Source organism: Cedecea sp. AS113 (assembly GCF_037152415.1).
GTDB lineage: Bacteria > Pseudomonadota > Gammaproteobacteria > Enterobacterales > Enterobacteriaceae > Cedecea.
This window is the reverse complement of record NZ_JBBCMI010000002.1, coordinates 194,792-213,411: the sequence shown is the minus strand read 5'-3', so window position 1 is coordinate 213,411 and position 18,620 is coordinate 194,792. Positions and strand designations below refer to the sequence as shown.

Genomic DNA, 18,620 nt, shown 5'->3' with positions numbered 1-18,620 from the left:
GATTGAAAGGGTGAGGGTTATGACAATGTATTTCAGGCCGGAAATTCGTGCGCTACAGCTGGCGCTTGCGGGTGCAGTGGTGCTGGCGATAGGTATGGGCTACGGGCGTTTTTCCTATACCGGCATTCTGCCAGTGATGCTGAAAGAAGGGCTGCTGTCGCTGCATCAGGGCAACCTCGCCGCATCGGCTAACTACGCAGGTTATCTTATTGGTGCCTTACTGCTGGCGAAAGCTAAGCCTGCCGACGCGCGGCGGTTAAACATGGCCTCCGTCGGGTTAACCATTGGCTGCCTGCTTCTGCTGGCATGGACGAAATCGCCGTGGGCGGTGGTAGCGGTTCGGGGGGTTGCCGGCCTACTGAGCGCCGTGTCGCTGATTGCGGCTTCACTGTGGCTTCTGCAGCACATGAAACACCATACCGGCGCGCCGGTGCTGTATGCCGGGGTTGGGCTGGGGATCTTTTTATCTGCGGAATTTATCGCGCTTGGTAAAGCTTATGGCTACACCAGTCAGCAAATCTGGCTGCTGTGCGGGATCGCTGCGCTGCTATTGTTTATGCTGGTTTATAAACTGCTGCTTAGCCCACCGGATTATCTGATCGACTACCAAAGGCAGGCTTCCAGTCAGCTTCAGCCGGCGGCAGAGAATGCTAAAGCGGCGTGGAAACTGCTGGCTATCTACGGCCTGGCGGGCTTCGGGTATATCATTACGGCCACCTATTTACCGCTTTTTCTTTCCGGGTCACTTAGTACGCTGGATCCGGTGCAGCTTTGGGCTATCTTTGGCCTGGCTGCGATACCGTCCTGTTTTGTCTGGCATCAAATCGTCTTGAAGTATGGTTATCGCCACGCTTTTGCCGCCAATCTTCTGGTTCAGGCCGCGGGCGTAGTGCTTCCGGCCTTTAGCCACTCGCTGCTTTTTTGCCTGTTAAGCGCCGTGCTGGTGGGCTTTACGTTCACCGGCACGGTGACGATAGCCTTACCGGAAGCCAGGAGGCTGGCGCATCTGGTACGCTTCAATATGATCGCGGCGATGACCGCTATTTACGGCATCGGGCAGATTGTTGGGCCGTTGGTTGCCGGGGAGCTGTACGGCTTAACGGGCAGTTTTAACGGATCGTTAGCTGCCGCCACCGGCGCATTGCTGCTGGCCGGCGGGCTGGTGCTAGCGGGGCGTTCAAAGGTTGCTGGCTGAGGCAAGAATCTGCTTCATCGCCTCAAGCGCGGTGGAGCAGTAGCCCTTACGCCAGACTAGCTGAGTGAGGGCTTCGGCCACAAACTGTTGCCGCGTTCCTTCCGGCAAAGCCAGCGTCGCGGCGACGCTTTCCGGGAGCACGCCGCTGCAGCGTCCTGCGGCAACGGAAGCGATCATAGAGTGATAAGAGCTGACGTCCTGCACTTCCACCAGAGTTTGTGCGTTGAGCAAAGCCTCACCGCGCGCCCGATAGGAACATCCGCGCGGAAAAGCGGCAAGGCGAGGATGATTGCCGCTGGCGGTTTCAGGCACGAGCAACACCAGGCGTTCGGTGAACACGTCCATGGACTCAAGATCTACGGGGCAGTGAACCTGTCCCCCGGCTTCCGGTAGCAGGCTCACCAGCGCGCAGTCCAGTGAAGCGTGGCGAACCTGCTCCAACAGCTGCTGCGTCGGCTGGGTGGTTAAGGTGAGGGCGACATCAGGATACCGGTGGTGAAACTGCTGGAACACCGGCATCAGGCGGCTGGCTGCGGTGGCTTCCATCGAGCCCATATTCAGTGCCCCTGCAGGCTTACCCGGATGCAGCGCCTGTCGGGCTTCTTCCGCCAGGCTAAGTATTTTTTTGGTGTAGGAGAGAAAACTTTCGCCTTCCGGCGACAGGATCATTTTCTTGCTGTCGCGCACGAACAACGCGACGCCAAGATCTTCTTCCAGTTGCTGAATGCGGGTGGTGATGTTCGACTGCACGCGGCCGAGCCTTTGGGCTGCTTTCGTCACGCTTTGTTCTTCGGCAACGATTTTGAACATCTGCAGTGTGGTGTGGTTCATATTTTTCATTCTCAATATGATAATGATCTTGATCTTAACATCTTCAAATAAGATGTTAAGCCTTCAATCTCTCATTTCCTGAGGTAGCGCCATGTTTCGTAGCCTTTCCCAACTGCTCGCGATAGACCATCCCATCATACAGGCCCCTATGGCGGGCGTCTCCACCCCGGAACTGGCGGCGGCGGTCAGTAATGCCGGTGGCCTTGGATCGCTGGGTATTGGCGCGAGCGACGTCGTGCAGGCCAGGACAGCCATCCTGAAAACGCAGGCCTTAACCTCGCGCCCGTTCAGCGTGAATCTGTTTTGCCATCAGCCTGCCAAACGGGATGAGGCGCTGGAACGCGCATGGATTGAAAGCCTGCGCCCGCTGTTCGCTGAATTTGGCGGCACGCCGCCGGAAGTGCTCAGCGAAATTTATCAAAGTTTTATTGGCCACGAAGCTATGCTGGAGATGCTGCTGGAGACGGCTCCGGCCGCGGTCAGCTTCCATTTTGGCGTGCCCGATCGCGACGTTGTTCAGGCCTTCCGTGACAAAGGAATTGTGACGCTTGCCACCGCCACCCGGCCCGAAGAGGCTTTGCTGATCCAGGCGAACGGCGTGGATGTTATTGTGGCGCAGGGCTTTGAAGCGGGCGGGCATCGCGGGATGTTCGACGAGAAGGCTCACGATACACAGCTCAGCACCTTTGCGCTTGTGCAACTGCTGAAAAAACAGGTGGATTTGCCGGTTGTTGCCGCCGGCGGAATTATGGACGGAGCCGGTATTCACGCCATGCTAAGCGCGGGGGCGGACGCGGTACAGCTGGGGACCGCGTTTCTGCTTTGCCCAGAGTCCGCCGCCGATGATGGCTACCGGCAGCGGCTGAAATCGAGCCGGTTACACCAGACGGAAATGACCCACGCTATCTCAGGCAGGGCAGCCAGAAGCCTGGAAAACGATTATTGCCGCCACGGGCGAATCGTCGGCCAGCATGCCGTCCCGGCTTATCCGGTGGCCTACGATATTGGTAAAGCGCTTGCCGGCCTTGCAAAAAGCCACGGTCACCAGGGCTACAGCGCGCACTGGGCCGGGCAGGGCGTGAACCTGATCCGCGAAATGCCCGCCGCTGAATTACTGCAAACGCTGGTGCGCGAAGCCGGGTTGTGAAACGGGTTACTTCAACAACGCCATTAAAATCGCGGCCACGTGCTGCAGGGCCACATCCTGGCTTCGGCGTTTGTGCCAGGCCAGGTGCAGTGAAAATCCCGGCAGTTCTACGGGGGCAAGGAAGGCGACGAGCCCTTCAGTAAAAGGTATGACCCGGGAAGGCAGCAGGGCCAGCATATCCGAGGCCGCCAGCAACTGCGGCACCATCTGGAAATTCGGCAATACCAGCCCGACACGGCGGCGTAATCCCAACCTTGAGAGTTCCGCATCCACCGGAGTGACGCTTTCCCCTTTCCCGGAGGTGATAATGTGCGGCCAGTCGAGCCAGCGCTCAAGGCTAAACCCGGATGCGGCAGGATGTCCCTCACGCATCGCCACGACATAGTGCTCGTCCATCAACAGTTCGCTGTGAATGTCCGCGGCAGGCTGAGGAAAGACCGAAATAGCGATATCCGTGGTGCCGTTAAGCAACGCTGTTTCAGCCTGTTCCGCGCCAGCCCAGCCCTGAACGATGGGGTCAATCCCCGGGGCCGACTGCTGAAGTTTTTGCATCAACGGCACCAGCACGAACAGCGCCGGGAAATCCGCCATGGTTATCCGCAGTTGCTGCTTAATTTGATGCAGGGGAATCACCGGCGGGTCGATAAGTTCAGTAATGCCGCCCAGCACGGATTTCAGCGGGGCACGAAGAGACTGAGCAAGGGGCGTCAGCCGCATGGTGCCTCTGCCACGCTCCAGCAGTTCGTCGTGAAAAAGATCGCGACAGCGGGCAAGGGCTGCAGAGGTGGCAGATTGCGACAGGCAAAGTCTGTCGGCGGCACGGGTGACGTGCGCCTCGTCGAGCAAGGCGTCCAGCACCACCAGAAGGTTGAGATCCAGCGTTCTTAAATTCATACAACTGATAATAGATTATCTTGATTATCTGTTGGAGTAATTTTCTGGGCCTCGCCATTATCGTCTCATCAACCCAAGGAGACGCCCCGTGAACAAAACCCTGATTTTACTTTTCCATCCGGATTTGTCCCGTTCCAGCGCCAACGCCGCGCTGGCGCAAGAAGTTGCAAAACTTGAACACGTTGAAGTGGTCGATGTCCAGGCGCTTTACCCTGACGGGCTCGACATTTACCGCGACGGCGAGCGCGAAGCGGCCCGGCTACTTGCCGCCGACCGCATTGTGCTGCAGTTCCCGATCCACTGGTACTCCATGCCAGCCATTATGCGCCAGTGGCAGGACGCGGTGCTGACCCGGATGTTCTACCTGCATTACGAGGAGGAGGGGAGAAAGCTGGAAGGAACGCCGCTGTATGTGGCGGTCACCGCCGGTAACGTGGAGGAAGCTTATCGTCCCGGAGGCCGTAATCTTTTTACCCTCGAATCTCTGTTAGCCCCCCTTCGGGCCACGGCAAATCGCTGCGGCCTGACCTGGCATACCCCGTTTGTGGTCTACACTGCCGATAAGCTCGATGCTGCGGGGCTGAAAACGAAGGCAGAAGCGTATGCGCAGGCGCTTACCCGGTGGCGTGAAAATAAATTTTGAATTTTTTAGCAATATTTCTCGCGCTGATTCGTCTACCTCATCACAAGTGATTAGCCGTGACTTTACTGAGGTAAACATAATGAGAGATTTTGATATGCACCGACATGAACACCGCCGCCGTGGATTCTGTGGCCACCGCATGGGTAAGCCGATTTTGCTCTGCGTGGCATTGTTTGTCGCACTCGGCCTGATCGTGATGACGCTGTGGAATGCGGTGCTGCCTGGCCTGCTGGGCGTGAAAGAGATTGGCTTCTGGCAGTCTTTAGGCCTGCTTGCGCTGTGCCGCATTCTGTTCGGTGGCCTGGGCTTCCGCCCGGGCATGTTTGGCAAAGCCCGTCGCCGCATGCACGAACGCTGGATGCAAATGACGCCGGAGCAGCGCGAAGAGTTTATGCAGCATCGCCGCGAGAAATTTGGCTTTGGTCACCGCGACCGCTGCGGCTGGCATTCCCGCTGGGATGAGAAAATGGATCCACGTCCTCAGCCTCAGCCGCCGGTACAGCCAGTCCAGCCAGATGAAAACAGCGCTAAAAAACCGGACGCTGAGTGACGACGATGAAAGCCGGAATAGTGGGGGAATCTCTGCTGATGGCAGCGCTGGCCGGCTGCCGCACCCGACTGAAAGCGTTTATTCGCGGGAGAACCGCCGGGCGTGAAGACGCCGACGATATTCTGCAGGAAGTCAGCTACCAGCTTATGAAGGTTGAACAGCCGGTGGAGAACGTCGCCGCCTGGCTGTTCCGCGCCGCCCGAAATGAAATGACCGACCGGGCAAGGAAAAAACGCGAGCTGCCTTTGGCGAGCTGGTTTGGCGGAGAGGAAGAGGACGATTACCCGGAAGATGAGCTGGCCGAAACGCTGTTCGGGATCCCGCAAACGCCGGAGGACGAGTACCTGAAGCAACTGCTGTGGGAGGAGCTGGAGACGGCCCTGTCGGAGCTGCCAGCGCCGCAGCGTGAGGTGTTTATCAAAACCGAACTGCAAGACTATAGCGTGAAGGAATTGGCGGCAGAGAGCGGCGACACCGTACAGGCGCTACTCTCCCGCAAACACAAAGCCGTTCTGTATCTGCGCACCCGGCTGCGCAATGTGTATGACGACCTGGCTGGTCAGTAAGACAGCCCCCGGAGCCGCCCAGGGAAGGGCGATCCGGTTTTTTTAGCCTATCATTCCCCCCAACGCTCCTTGATGTAATTCACCGCCTGCTGGGTTTGGGGCTGGTTAAGATAATTTTCCCGGAACAAAATGGTGCCGTTAATTTGCGGCACGGCGTCGTTCAAATCGAGCTGCTTTTTCAGCTCCGGCACGCCGCCGCTCACCGTCCAGTCTGGCTCATTCTTCGAAGGTTCCCCGACTTTATACAGCGCAATCCCAATATAAAGACGCGTGTGAGTGGGCTTCACTACGTTAGCCCACCAGTTTGCCAGCACGTCGTAGCGGGCGGCACTGCGGGAGAAAGGCCAATAAATCTGCGGGGCAATATAGTCCAGCAGGCCTTTTTGTACCCAGAGACGCGTGTCGGCATAGGACTCGTCATAGGCTGCTGCGCCGCGCGTTTCAGACCCGGCCGGATCGTGGGAGATGTTGCGCCAGACGCCCGCCGGACTCACGCCAAACTCAACGCCGGGCTTAAGCTGTTTGATGGTGCGTGCGACTTGCTCGATAAGTTGCTCAGTATTGTGCCGCCGCCAGTCGGCTTTGGACGCGTAGCCCTGGCCGTAGGTTCTGTAAGTCTGGCTGTCGTTGAGCGTAGAGCCCGGTGATTCGGTATAGAAGTAATCATCAAACTGCACGCCGTCGATGGCGTAGTTTGAAACAACTTCGGCGACGATGCTGGTTATCCAGTCGCGCACTTCCGGGATGCCGGGATCAAGCACGAAGCGGTCGCTGGACGTTTTTATCCAGTCGCGATGCAACACATAAACGCTGGCGGGCTGCAGAGAAAGCGTGCGGTTCAGGGCGGCAACTGTGCCTGGCGTGATGTTGGTAGAAACCCGGTAGGGGTTAAACCAGGCGTGTACCTTCATGCCGCGTTTATGCGCCTCATCGAGCATAAACTGCAGCGGATCGTAGCCAGGATCTTCGCCAATTGTTCCCGTCAGCATATCTGACCACGGCAAAATCTTCGAAGGCCACAGGGCGGTGGCGTCGGGTTTCACCTGGAAAAACACCGTGTTGATGCCCAATGACTTCAGCTTATCCAGCTTGTCTTTTAACGCCTGCTGCTGCTGGCTGATGCGCACGGCGGCGCTGCTGCCGTTAACGGAAGAAACCGGCGGCCAGTCCAGACGGGAAACCGTTGCCAGCCAGACGCCACGCATCGGCTCATGATGTTGTGAAGGGGTCGTCACATTCGGCTTAGTGCCCGGCAAGGGCGTGACGAGAGAAACCGGCGGTTTAGAGGCGCAGCTCGCCAGAAGCAGCGCGGCGGCAAGTATCGCGCCAGGTTTTTTGCCCCTGGCGGCAGAGAAGAAGCGGCTTGAAGTGGCGATGATGTGCTCCAGATTTTGCCAGTCGGTGAACAACAAGCATTTTCATACTATTCGACATCAAGTCAATCTCTAACGCCGTGAAGTAAAGCAGATGCGGACTAACCTTGCTTACGATCAAAATCCTTATTTATCATCACAATAAATAAAACACATTTCGTGTTTTATCCTATTACGCTTGTGCATCATGCCTTTACTGACAGCCTAATCACCCGGTTGCTACTATCCCTGTAGAAATTGTTCATTTTTTATCTGCGTGCCAGCACGCCGTTATTTTATGCTGTGAGAGCAACAAGGTGACCCGTCATGAAGCCTAAAACGCTGTACGATAAAATCATCGATAGCCACGTCATCCGCCCTCTGGACGACCAGGGCAATGTCCTGCTGTATATCGACCGTTCCATCCTCAACGAATACACCAGCCCGCAGGCATTTAGCGGCCTGCGCGACGCCAACCGCAAGGTCTGGCAGCCAAACAGTATCCTGCTCAACGTGGACCACGTTAACCCGACCCGGCCAGAGCGTACGCCAGAAATGACCGATCCGGGCGGCGAGCTGCAGGTTCGCTACTTTGAGTCCAACAGCCGTGATTTTGGCCTTGAGCTGTTCGACGTAATGGATCCACGCCAGGGCATTGAACACGTCGTCGCCCATGAACAGGGGATCGTGCTGCCGGGCATGGTGATTGCCGCAGGGGATAGCCATACCACCACTTACGGCGCGTTTGGCGCGTTTGGATTCGGCATCGGTACCTCGGAAATTGAGCATATGCTGGCGACGCAGACGTTAGCTTATAAAAAGCTAAAAACGCTGCGCGTGACGGTCAACGGTGAGCTGCCGTTTGCCGCGACGGCAAAAGATATTGTCATGCTGCTGATCGCTGAAATTGGTGCCGACGGCGCGACCGGCTTTGCTATCGAGTTCTGCGGCAGCGCCATTGATGCGCTTAGCGTGGAAGGGCGGATGACCATCTGTAATATGGCGGTCGAAGCCGGAGCAAGGGGTGCTTTTATGGCACCTGATGAAAAAGTTTATGCCTACATCAAACCGGCACCGCGTGTACCCAAAGGCGAGATGTGGGAACAGGCGCTGAAATACTGGCGAACGCTCTACAGCGATGCTGACGCGGTGTTTGATAAAGAAGTTGTGCTCGACTGCGCCAACTTAACGCCTCGTGTGACGTGGGGTACCAGCCCGGACCAGGGCGGCGGCATCACTGAATATGTGCCCGATCCTGCCAGTGAATCTAATGCGGCTAAACGTCGTGACATTGAAAATGCGCTGAGATACATGGGACTCACGCCAGGCACGCCGCTGAGCCAACTTCCGATTACCCATGCGTTTATTGGTTCATGCACCAACGGGCGAATTGAAGATCTCAGGGCGGTTGCCGAGGTGCTGCGAGACAGAAAAATTGCGCCGGGCGTAAGGGGAATTATTGTGCCGGGCTCAACGCAGGTTCGCGCCCGTGCCGAGCAAGAAGGTTTAGCTCAAATCTTTATCGACGCCGGGTTTGAATGGCGGCAGTCAGGCTGCTCCATGTGCCTGGCGATGAACGAAGATGTGCTGCAGCCGGGTGACCGCTGCGCCTCCAGCACCAACCGTAATTTCGCTGGCCGCCAGGGGGCCGGGGCCAGAACGCATTTAATGAGTCCAGCCATGGTCGCGGCGGCGGCAGTAGCTGGTCATCTCACCGATGTCCGTCCGTATTTACAGCAGGGGGAGGCGTAAATGGACCCCTTTAACCGCGTCACCGGCGTGGCTGCGCCGATGATGGCAGCCAACATTGATACCGATGTGATCATGCCGAAGCAGTTTTTAAAAGGTATCGATCGTAACAATCTGGACCGAGGCGTGTTCTTCGACCAGCGTTTTCTGACCGACGGCTCACCGAATCCTGAGTTTATCCTCAACAAGCCCGCATGGCGGGACGCGCAGTTTCTTATCGTTGGCCCTAACTTTGGCTGCGGCTCCAGCCGTGAACATGCGGTTTGGGGGTTACGTCAACTTGGCATACGGGCGCTGATCGGTACCAGCTTCGCCGGGATATTCAACGACAACTGCCAGCGTAACGGCGTGCTGACCCTGACGCTGCCAGCGGAGGATATCGAGCGGCTGGCGCAGGCGGCATACAACCCTAAAGCTAACCGCATTACTGTCGATCTCGCCCGGCAGCAGATTGGCGTGGAGGGCAAAGATATTGCCTTTACGGTCGATGAGCTGAAAAAGCATATGCTGCTGGAGGGCCACGATGCCATCAGCTACACGCTGCAGTTTCAGCAGGAGATTCGCGAGTTTGAACAGCGCCATTTTGCTGCGCATCCGTGGCTACTGACTCAGGATTAATTTTCAATGATGAAAGAGAACGCTGACTTTATTTGCGACAGGGGCGAATCGCCCTTTATCCCGGGTTTCCAGCTCATGGACGTGGCGCTGGAAAACGGGATTACCCTGCACGCCGCCGTGGGAGGACAGGGTGAACCGTTAGTTTTACTGCATGGCCACCCGCAAAACCACGTGACCTGGCGTAAAATCGCGCCGGTTCTGGCACAGCATTTCACCGTCATCATGCCGGACATCCGCGGCTATGGCGACAGCGCTAAGCCCGCCAGCGACGAAGTTCACCGCCGCTATTCCAAACGAGAGATGGCGAAAGATATTGTCCTGCTGGTGGCGCGGCTCGGTTTCCAGGACGGTTTTGCTTTTATGGGGCACGATCGCGGGGCGCGTGTCGGGCATCGCCTGGCACTGGATTACCCGACACAGGTTAAGCGCAGCATTTTTATTGATATCGCCCCGACGGCAACCATGTATGCGCTGACGGACAAAACTTTTGCTACCCGCTATTTCTGGTGGTTTTTCCTGATCCAGCCTTCGCCTGTGCCGGAAAAAATGATCGCCGCAGATCCGGCGTTTTTCCTGCGTAAACATATTGATGGCCAGCTTAAAACTCCTGGCGCAACGGAACCTGCAGCGTTTGCCGAGTACCTGCGCTGTTACCAGAATCCCGATACGCTGCGGGCCATCTGCGAAGATTATCGCGCCTCGGCCACTATCGACCTTGAGGATGACGAAGCCGACAAGCATCTGCGCATTACCAGTCCTTTGCTGGTGTTATGGGGGGAGAAAGGCACCGTGGGCCAGCTGTATGATGTCCCCGCGACCTGGCAGGACAAAGCGCTGGACGTTCGTGGGCGGGCCATGCCCTGCGGACACAGTCCGCAAGAGGAGTGTCCTGATGTGCTGCTGAGCGCTATTATGCCTTTCTTAACCTGACGCAGAAGATGGCATACCGATGAGCCCCAACGAAACCCCACGCGCCGCCTGGCCGCTTGTTGAAGATTTGAATGTCTTTGTCACCGTGGTGCGCAAAGAAAGCTTTGCCAACGCGGCGGCGGAGCTGGGGCTGTCTCCGTCTTATGTCAGTAAACGCATCGCGCTGCTGGAGAAAAGCCTGGGGATGCGACTGTTCCACCGCAGTGCCCGCGCGATTCATTTAACGGCCGATGGCCATAAGGCGCTGAGCGGTGCGCTTTCGGTGCTGGAGAGCATGGGCGATTTTGTCTCAGGGCTTGCCGCCTGGCGGGACACGCTGGAAGGCAATATTCAGATGAGCTGCTCGTTTGGTTTTGGCTCAACGTATATGCCGGATGCGCTTTCGGCGCTGGCGGAGCGCTATCCGGCGCTAAATATCAAGCTAACGCTGACGGACAGAGTCGTTGATTTGATAGAAGAGGGCGTCGATATAGAAATTCGCGTGGGTGACGATATCAAAGACCTGTATATCACCCGGCAGCTCTCCACCAACAACCGCATACTCTGCGCCGCCCCGGATTACCTGGTAAAACACGGGATACCAGAAAACATAGCCGATCTTAAAGCCCATAAATGCCTTGTCATTCAGGAACGTAGCGCGCAGTTCGGTGTGTGGCCGTTAACCAACGGCGAGGAAAGCGTGCAGGCTCACGTCAGCAGCCAGCTTTCCTCCAACAACGGCAGCGTGGTATTAAGCTGGGCGCTGAAGGGTCACGGCATTATTTTGCGTTCCCAATGGGAAGTGCAGCGCTATATTGCCCGCGGTGAGCTGGTGCAGATTTTGCCCGACTGGCACCAACCCGCCAATATTTGGGCGGTTTATTCCAACCGCACCAGCGGCTCTGCGAAGTTAAAGGTCTGCATTGATTTTCTGGTGGATTATTTCCAGCGCTTTCCACCGGTGAAACTAGCGTGAAATTATTCAACATCAACCTGCCAGTAAACAGGTTGATGTTGTCAGGCTGAGTGTAGAAAAAGCGAGAAACTAAATTCTGATAATTTGAGTAATATGCGGGGCGCCCTGTCCCGGTAATGGCGCATAAATTTCCACTATCGCTTCCCAGACGGCCGTAGACGGCGGGACCGAAGCCTCACAAAGGAAGCGGTAGTTTGTTCCGGCCACGACCTGGGTTTTTACCTTTTGTGGCTCGTAATCCACGCCCAGATGCCCGTTGAGCGCCTTTTCGAACACTTTTCGGTCCTGAGCAGTCAGCGGATGATAAGCCGTCCAGCCGCCAGGCAGCAGCGTTTGTTGTTCCGACATAGTGATACCTCAACAGTGAAATATTTCCTACTCGTTTGGCTTTTCGGATGTCGCCCCATATATTTTATATTGGTTTCTGGAATCCATTTGATCCTGTTAATCTATGGCTGCCTGATGCCTTTCCTGCAAGTTATATTGCCATTATGCAATTTAATATCTTCCTCCATTAAATTGACGAAGTAGTTAACTAAAAATAAAAAACACTCAGCATTAAAATTTTTTAATATTTTCACTGGCGATCTGGCTAATAAATATATGCAGGCATTATTTAATACATAATATAAAAAATATAATAGCTGTTTATTTTCATATTGAGCTGTTTTCATTGCAATAAAACGTTATGATTCCCCGCCGGCGGCGAGTCGTGGCCGTGGATAGCGGGGCAGAGATGATGCAAATGAATGGAATAGCCGCGAAGGTTAAGGTCGGTTTCCTCCGGGGGGCAATCCTGACAGGGATCTTTATGCTGGTGGGCTGCGCGCGTTCGGACGCGTTGTGGGGCGTGGTTGATAAGGTTTGCATGACTAACTATCAGCATACTAGCAACCCGGCGCCGTGCCAGCAGATCTATATGCCTGAAGGGAAGGCCCAGGGTTTTAGCGTTATCCAGAACCCGCGCTACCTCTACCATTTTATTCTTGTCCCCACAGCAAAGATGACCGGCATTGAAAGCCCGGCGCTGGCAGCAGCGGGGCGCACGGACTATTTCGGCTATGCCTGGCTTATGCGTCGTCTTTTAGACTGGCAGTATGGCGGCCCAATCCCCGACGATAAACTTGGCCTGGCGCTTAACTCGGCTTATGGCCGCAGCCAAAACCAGCTTCATATTCATCTGACCTGTCTGCGGGAAGACGTCAGGCGTCAGATGCTGGCAGAACGTCCCTTTATCACGGAAGAATGGCGCCCCTTGCCTGATAAACTCCTGCGCTACACCTGGTATGCGAGACGGGTGATGCAGCCGACGGTGATGGGAATTGACCCTGTTCACAGCGTCGCCAGCTATTTTCATTTATCGCCGGAACAGCTGGCAGAGTGGGGCGTGGCCGTCATTCCAACCGCTTACGGCGATCAAAAAGGGTTTATTTTGCTCACCACGAAGCGAGGCTGGGATCGCAATAATCGGGCTTCGGTGGAAGCGCTACTGGATAAAGAGTGTGCCATTTTACCGCCCATATCTTCCCGCTGATGTGCCATATGAGTAATGTCGGGATCGGGCAACCTGAATGTTGTAGGGCATAAGCATTAATGGGATCATGATAATTAGATCCCATTAGAAAGAGCACGTCTACGCCGCGATGGCTATCGAGTAAACAAGTGGGTGCCAACGGACAAGCATCCGGTAAGTGCAAAAATAGATGAATATACCATCAGGGTAATTAACGATTTCATAGTCTCTCTGGCACTTAAAAAAGGGATACGCAGCCGCTTAGCGCAGCTATAGAACATAGTACAAATACCCAACAAATCAATTTTCGATACATCAGCACATCTCCCACCTCATATGAATTTCTCTTAGCATGTCAGAGATACATCAAGAAGATGTCAATGAATAATGGAGCAATAGTCAAGGCCCCATGCACGAGGGGAGAGCATCGCATGTCATCCTGGGCCGGCAATATAACGCCGTTATAAGTTGGAAAGCCTGACAAGAAGCTTATGGCCAGTAAATAAAGGCAAGCATACACAATGCAATAATCAGTACAACACTTAAATATACCCATAAATATACACTGTTATTAGATTGAATATTGCTATTTATGTTACTTATATTCACAGGTTTTGTCGGTGTTTTCTCTGCCGGTACATCGCTCCTCTTCAGTGGAGACTCAAGCGTTTTTTCTTTAATATCTTCAATGCCCGCAATGGGTTTTCGGTTTTTTGCAATACTAACGTCAACGGTTTCAGGCACACACCACCCACGCCGTGTCAGAGTTTCAATAATATTTTTATCACCGCCCACACCGATCAATGCCTTTCTTATAATAGAAATATTCTGATAGATCGTATTATTGGAAACAATTGTTTTGTTCTTTCCCCAAACTAACGTGTGAAGCTGTTTAATGGTGATAACCTGGCCATGTTGTGACAGCAATAGGTGTAGGCAACGTGCTGTTGATGCCGGCAGAGTAACAAATTTTTTTGGGGCGCTTAATGATGAAAGCGTGTGGTTGCCAGGATCAAATTTTACCTGATGATTGACTAAAATAACCTCAGACATTACATATCCTCCAGAAAATTCAATCGCTTTAAGTTTTACTTTTTTTAAGATCTCGTTATCAACATGTAACCAATAGGCAACCCCGTAGTTAATAACGCATGATTATCATTACGTTATATATTAATTGATGTCATTGCAAACACACAGAATATTAACAAAATTTAATAAATATAAAGTGTGCCACGCTAAGATAGAAAATTCCACCGCTCTCTCGTAAGATAATTCCCAGGCAAAAAAAATCATGAAGAGAAAATGAATGAAGATACAAGTTAAAGTAAGTGGATTAACTTAGGCGTTGCCATAACCATTCCATCTACATGTAATAAAATACCAACCATCGATATTCAAGTTACAAGTAAAATTAATTTACAGATTAATAAGAGCATTACAATGCATAGAGTTTGTGTAATATCAGATGATTTTTACTATCTCGTGGGACTAGAGGAAATCACATTCAATGGCGTTGACACAATATTCTTTACAGATATTAAAACATGCTTGAAAGAAATTATGGGTAGAGCTTACACGCTTTACATAATATCCATTCGCTCTTTAGCTATGAGCAGAGAACTTGTATGTTGGATGTCAGAAAAAAAACCAGCTATAACGCTCGTATATGATATTCCAGTGGAAAAGCTTTACTCTCACTCTCGTTGTCTGTCCAAACGAGATAGCATAGAAAGCATTAATCGTTTTTTGTCTGATAGCGCGCAGGGGAGAAAAAAAGAAAAGAACAACATCACACCGAGGCAAATGATAATTGTCAAGCGGTTAACATCCGGTGATACAGTAAAATCAATTGCACGAGAAGACAATCGATCCATAAAAACCGTGTCCGCCATAAAGAATAGTATTTTGGTAAAAATAGGTCTAAAGCCGATGAATGATTTGTCGCTATTGATTGTTGATATGATTATTTGCTCTGCAGGCTTTAAAAAAAATCATATGATCAAAACAATCCAACAAAATGAGAATGTTACCAGCGATTTTGATGGGGGGCCCTCGATTTACATCGCGCAGCTGCCGGAGAGCTACAAACAGTAACGTTCACAGGATGCTCCCGTTATTATGCAGTCGGGATGGCTGCACCTGAGATAATACCGCGATTAGCAAAAAATAGGGTAGGGAAGATCCCTCCCGTTGAGCCCATAAGGATTAACGCGCACTGATTTTTTCAGCGGCTGAATGTGGACTCAAAGTCGCAGCATCTCCGAATTCTGACCAGGACGTAGGCTGTGATCGATGACAAGAAGGATTTCCAGGTGGGTATGATTTCCCTTAGTGAATTTCTGTCACTTACTGTGGTTTCCCACGGTTTGTTCTAATCTTACTCACTGGATTTGGTTGTGTGAATTAGATGATTAACAATATCAGTCCAGGTGATCGCACGGCCAGCGCTATGGCTGGCATCAATCGCCAGCCGTTCGAGTTTAAGCGCATTGCATAACCGTAGAGCTTATCCGTCCTATAACATTGCAGACGATTTGTCGTGTGTAACTGGTGAGGAAACCGTACGACGATCCGTTTTGCATAATTGCTCACGACTGAATAAGGATAACAGGACAGAAGTTATTGTGGCTGCGAACACTTTGGCATTCATGTTTTTAACGGTAACGTCGGGCAGTGACAAAACTTGTTATGGTGCTGACCGGGGTTGGCCAAGCCGCGCAGTCATGATGACAGGTTTGGGGCTAATCCGGCGAGGCAGCTTCACCAGAGTCGTTCTGATGGACCATGACCTGATGGCCGGGTTTTCCTGTGCCAGAATGCTGGATTCTCTCTAACGCCTTTATGGTGCGCATAATGTATATTATGTTAAATTCAATTCATTGCTCATTGAGTTCATAACCGGCCACAGACCACGACTAATCATACACTTACCTATCCCCCATCTTCTACTTACCGGACGTTATGCTTCCCGCTTCTGATCTGTCGTCAGTACTTTCGGCCCAAAGCCACCTGTAGCGCCTCTTTACCAGCATGGCTTCGGCGAGTAGCTTCTTGAGGCGATCGTTCTCTTTAATGAACACATCTAATAAACCCTAGCTGATTATCCCATCTAATCGAATAAATCAGTTTGCGTTATGCTTTTCCAACACAACAGTTGAAGGATTACGTCATGCAAACGGTAAAACTGAACAACGGGATTGAAATGCCCCTGGTTGGCTTTGGTGTGTTTCAGATGTCTGATGCCGCTGAATGCGAAAGAGCCGTTATTGATGCTATTGATACGGGATACCGCCTGATCGATACCGCCGCGTCATACCAGAATGAAACCCAGGTCGGGAACGCTCTGAAGCAAACTGGAATCTCCCGTAGCGAACTGTTTGTCACAACCAAACTTTGGCTACAGGATACGAATTACGAAGGCGCTAAAGCCCAATTCGAACGCTCCCTGAATCGGCTGCAGCTGGATTACGTTGACCTGTACCTGATTCACCAGCCTTACGGCGATGTCCATGGAGCCTGGCGTGCTATGGAAGAACTGCAGCAGGCAGGCAAAATTCGCGCTATCGGCGTCAGCAACTTCAATTCTGACCGACTGGCCGATCTTATCGCCTTCAACAAAGTTATCCCTGCGGTGAACCAGATTGAAGTTAACCCCTTCAACCAGCAGCTGCATGCCGTTCCATGGAATCAAAGTCGTGGCATTCAGCCGGAAGCCTGGGCCCCGTTTGCTGAGGGTAAAAATGGTCTATTCCAGCATCCCGTTCTAACGGCAATTGGGCAAAAGTACGGCAAAAGCGTGGGCCAGGTTGTGCTGCGTTGGATCTTCCAGAGAAGCATCATTTCACTGGCGAAGTCTGTGCGCAAAGAACGTATGGAAGAGAACATCAACATTCTCGATTTTGAACTCAGCGCTGAAGATATGCTGCAAATTTCCGCCCTCGACACCGCAACCAGCGCCTTCTTCTCTCACCGTGACCCGGCAATGGTGGAATGGCTGACTGGCCGCCAACTTGATGTTTAAGCCGCAATAAAAGAGGTATTCATTCAATGCAAAAACGTTATCTGGGTCAATCCCGACTCGAAGTCTCCGCACTTGGGCTTGGTTGCATGGGCTTAAGCCACGGCTACGGCCCGGCAACCGATACCCGACAGGCTATCGAGCTCATTCGCGCTGCGGTTGAACGTGGCGTCACCTTCTTCGATACCGCTGAAGTGTATGGCCCTTTCCTAAATGAAGAGGTTGTCGGCGAAGCCTTAAAACCGTTTCGTGACCGCGTGGTTATCGCCACCAAGTTTGGTTTTAGTTTTGGCGAAGACAACAAGCAACAGATTTTAAACAGCCGACCGGAGCATATCCGTGAAGCTGTGGAAGGATCGTTACGCCGTCTCAAGACTGATGTTATTGATCTGCTGTATCAGCATCGTGTCGATCCGGATGTCCCAATTGAAGATGTTGCAGGTACCGTAAAAGACCTGATCGCTGAAGGCAAAGTTAAACATTTCGGCCTGTCCGAAGCGGGTGCGCAAACCATTCGTCGTGCACATGCCGTACAACCCGTCACTGCCCTGCAAAGTGAATACTCAATGTGGTGGCGCGAGCCTGAGCAGGAGATCCTGCCATTACTGGAAGAACTGGGCATTGGTTTCGTTCCCTTCAGCCCATTAGGATTCCTGGTAGCGAAGTGCATCAATCATCAGCGCAAAAGCGGGCGGATGCTGCTTACGGCTCGGGTAGTAGAGGTAATATCCGGGGAAAGATGGACACCAGTCCTGCAGAACCTGAATAAGCTCTCCTGCCTTTATATACTCCTGCACTCTGTCTTCTGGTATACAGGCGATACCAAAACCGGATAACGCCGCATCAATTCGTTCCGCCTGCAGATTAAAGGTTACCTGCCCTTCTACTCTGACCCGTAACGGTTTCCCTTCCTTCTCAAACTCCCAGTGGTAAAGCCCACCGGCTGTCGGCAGGCGCATATTGATGCACCGATGATTTTGTAGTTCGTGCGGCGTTTCAGGTGCAGGATTTTCAGCGAAATAAGACGGCGCCCCTACCACAGCCATTTTCATATCCGGCCCAATTCTTACCGCAATCATGTCCTTATCCACGCTTTCGCCCAGGCGTATCCCGGCATCAAAACGCCCCTCAACAATATTGACAAAGCCGTTATCAACCACCAGTTCGAGATTAATTTCTGGATATTCCCTGAGGAAGGGTTTTAGCTTCGGCCATACCACACTTCGCGCGGCATGCTCCCCGGCAGATAAACGGATATTGCCGGAGGCGGTGCCGTTCAACTGAACCAGTGATTCCAGTTCCTGCTCCAGATCGGCAATGCGGGGTTCAAGGCAGGCAATAATTCTCTCCCCGGCTTCTGTGGGAGCAACGCTTCGGGTCGTGCGGGTCAGAAGGCGGATATTCAGCCTTTCCTCCAGGGCCTTTATCGCGTGGCTGAGTGCAGACTGAGAAACCCCCAGTTTACCCGCTGCTTTGGTAAAACTTCGCTCCCTTGCCACCACAAGAAAGATTTGCAGTTCGTTGAAGTTTTCTTTTAGCATCGACGATTTCCTTATGGAGGCTTTCCCTTCATCGCACCCTCATGAAGGGTGTTCATAGACACAATTATTTTAGCCCTTATTGCCACAACTACTAGTTTTCGGAGGGTCTCTTCCG

Annotated in this window: 18 protein-coding genes and 1 pseudogene; 13 read left to right on the top strand and 6 right to left on the bottom strand. The window is 52.9% G+C overall.

Annotated elements, in window-relative coordinates; genetic code table 11:
• Positions 1–19: 19 nt before the first annotated feature.
• A complete protein-coding gene (locus WFN87_RS03175; protein WP_336981158.1) occupies positions 20–1,195 on the top strand; it encodes a YbfB/YjiJ family MFS transporter in 1,176 nt (391 codons plus the stop codon).
• Here the strand turns inward: WFN87_RS03175 and WFN87_RS03170 are convergent.
• Positions 1,178–2,026 (bottom strand): LysR family transcriptional regulator, encoded by an 849-nt coding sequence (locus tag WFN87_RS03170; protein WP_336707111.1) that lies wholly within the window; start codon positions 2,024–2,026, stop codon positions 1,178–1,180. The genes WFN87_RS03175 and WFN87_RS03170 overlap by 18 nt on opposite strands.
• A 91-nt stretch (positions 2,027–2,117) precedes the next feature.
• Between WFN87_RS03170 and WFN87_RS03165 the strand changes: the two genes are divergently transcribed.
• A complete protein-coding gene (locus WFN87_RS03165; RefSeq protein ID WP_336981156.1) occupies positions 2,118–3,173 on the top strand; it encodes an NAD(P)H-dependent flavin oxidoreductase in 1,056 nt (351 codons plus the stop codon).
• A gap of 6 nt (positions 3,174–3,179) precedes the next feature.
• On the opposite strand, the gene WFN87_RS03160 is transcribed toward WFN87_RS03165, so the two are convergent.
• Positions 3,180–4,067, bottom strand: coding sequence for a LysR family transcriptional regulator (locus WFN87_RS03160; protein ID WP_336981154.1), 888 nt, complete (start codon positions 4,065–4,067; stop codon positions 3,180–3,182).
• An 88-nt stretch (positions 4,068–4,155) separates the two neighbouring features.
• Between WFN87_RS03160 and WFN87_RS03155 the strand changes: the two genes are divergently transcribed.
• The 3 genes from WFN87_RS03155 (at position 4,156) to WFN87_RS03145 (ending at position 5,826) form a co-directional block, all read left to right on the top strand.
• Positions 4,156–4,710 carry an NAD(P)H-dependent oxidoreductase gene (locus WFN87_RS03155; RefSeq protein ID WP_166873865.1) on the top strand — a complete coding sequence of 185 codons (555 nt, stop codon included), beginning with the start codon at positions 4,156–4,158 and terminating at the stop codon, positions 4,708–4,710.
• A gap of 79 nt (positions 4,711–4,789) precedes the next feature.
• Complete coding sequence (locus tag WFN87_RS03150; RefSeq protein WP_166992484.1) at positions 4,790–5,260, top strand: hypothetical protein; 471 nt, start codon at positions 4,790–4,792, stop codon at positions 5,258–5,260.
• A gap of 5 nt (positions 5,261–5,265) precedes the next feature.
• On the top strand, positions 5,266–5,826 hold the full coding sequence (locus WFN87_RS03145) for an RNA polymerase sigma factor (protein ID WP_336981381.1): 561 nt from the start codon (positions 5,266–5,268) through the stop codon (positions 5,824–5,826).
• Between the two features lie 50 nt (positions 5,827–5,876).
• Here the strand turns inward: WFN87_RS03145 and WFN87_RS03140 are convergent, their stop codons facing one another.
• The gene (locus WFN87_RS03140; protein ID WP_442892749.1) at positions 5,877–7,202 is read right to left on the bottom strand and encodes a glycoside hydrolase family 10 protein; all 1,326 of its coding nucleotides are present in this window, start codon (positions 7,200–7,202) and stop codon (positions 5,877–5,879) included.
• A gap of 303 nt (positions 7,203–7,505) precedes the next feature.
• Between WFN87_RS03140 and leuC the strand changes: the two genes are divergently transcribed.
• From leuC to WFN87_RS03120, 4 genes are read left to right on the top strand one after another with little or no spacing between them, the layout of a single operon-like run.
• The gene (gene leuC / locus WFN87_RS03135; protein ID WP_336981151.1) at positions 7,506–8,930 is read left to right on the top strand and encodes a 3-isopropylmalate dehydratase large subunit; all 1,425 of its coding nucleotides are present in this window, start codon (positions 7,506–7,508) and stop codon (positions 8,928–8,930) included.
• Complete coding sequence (leuD, locus tag WFN87_RS03130; RefSeq protein ID WP_336981149.1) at positions 8,931–9,545, top strand: 3-isopropylmalate dehydratase small subunit; 615 nt, start codon at positions 8,931–8,933, stop codon at positions 9,543–9,545. It begins immediately after the preceding gene.
• Between the two features lie 6 nt (positions 9,546–9,551).
• Positions 9,552–10,475, top strand: coding sequence for an alpha/beta fold hydrolase (locus WFN87_RS03125; RefSeq protein ID WP_166992493.1), 924 nt, complete (start codon positions 9,552–9,554; stop codon positions 10,473–10,475).
• A gap of 19 nt (positions 10,476–10,494) precedes the next feature.
• Positions 10,495–11,430, top strand: a complete 936-nt coding sequence (locus WFN87_RS03120) for a LysR substrate-binding domain-containing protein (protein WP_336981146.1) — start codon at positions 10,495–10,497, stop codon at positions 11,428–11,430.
• 69 nt (positions 11,431–11,499) lie between these two features.
• Here the strand turns inward: WFN87_RS03120 and WFN87_RS03115 are convergent, their stop codons facing one another.
• The gene (locus WFN87_RS03115) at positions 11,500–11,778 is read right to left on the bottom strand and encodes a hypothetical protein (RefSeq protein ID WP_336981144.1); all 279 of its coding nucleotides are present in this window, start codon (positions 11,776–11,778) and stop codon (positions 11,500–11,502) included.
• 463 nt (positions 11,779–12,241) lie between these two features.
• On the opposite strand from WFN87_RS03115, the gene WFN87_RS03110 reads away from it, so the two are divergent.
• Positions 12,242–12,964: a CDP-diacylglycerol diphosphatase gene (locus tag WFN87_RS03110; protein WP_008458971.1), complete on the top strand. Its 723-nt coding sequence runs from the start codon at positions 12,242–12,244 to the stop codon at positions 12,962–12,964.
• Between the two features lie 468 nt (positions 12,965–13,432).
• Here the strand turns inward: WFN87_RS03110 and WFN87_RS03105 are convergent, their stop codons facing one another.
• Positions 13,433–13,996, bottom strand: a complete 564-nt coding sequence (locus tag WFN87_RS03105; protein WP_336981142.1) for a winged helix-turn-helix domain-containing protein — start codon at positions 13,994–13,996, stop codon at positions 13,433–13,435.
• A gap of 390 nt (positions 13,997–14,386) precedes the next feature.
• Here WFN87_RS03105 and WFN87_RS03100 point away from each other — a divergent pair, with 390 nt between their 5' ends.
• From WFN87_RS03100 to WFN87_RS03090, 3 genes and pseudogenes are all read left to right on the top strand, one after another.
• Positions 14,387–15,040 carry a LuxR C-terminal-related transcriptional regulator gene (locus WFN87_RS03100; protein WP_336981140.1) on the top strand — a complete coding sequence of 218 codons (654 nt, stop codon included), beginning with the start codon at positions 14,387–14,389 and terminating at the stop codon, positions 15,038–15,040.
• A 1,075-nt stretch (positions 15,041–16,115) separates the two neighbouring features.
• Positions 16,116–16,967, top strand: a complete 852-nt coding sequence (locus WFN87_RS03095; protein ID WP_336981138.1) for an aldo/keto reductase — start codon at positions 16,116–16,118, stop codon at positions 16,965–16,967.
• Positions 16,968–16,993: 26 nt separating this feature from the next.
• Positions 16,994–17,614: pseudogene (locus WFN87_RS03090) on the top strand (aldo/keto reductase); the annotation flags it as partial.
• Here the strand turns inward: WFN87_RS03090 and WFN87_RS03085 are convergent.
• A complete protein-coding gene (locus tag WFN87_RS03085; RefSeq protein ID WP_336981136.1) occupies positions 17,609–18,505 on the bottom strand; it encodes a LysR family transcriptional regulator in 897 nt (298 codons plus the stop codon). The pseudogene WFN87_RS03090 and the gene WFN87_RS03085 overlap by 6 nt on opposite strands.
• Positions 18,506–18,620: the final 115 nt, after the last annotated feature.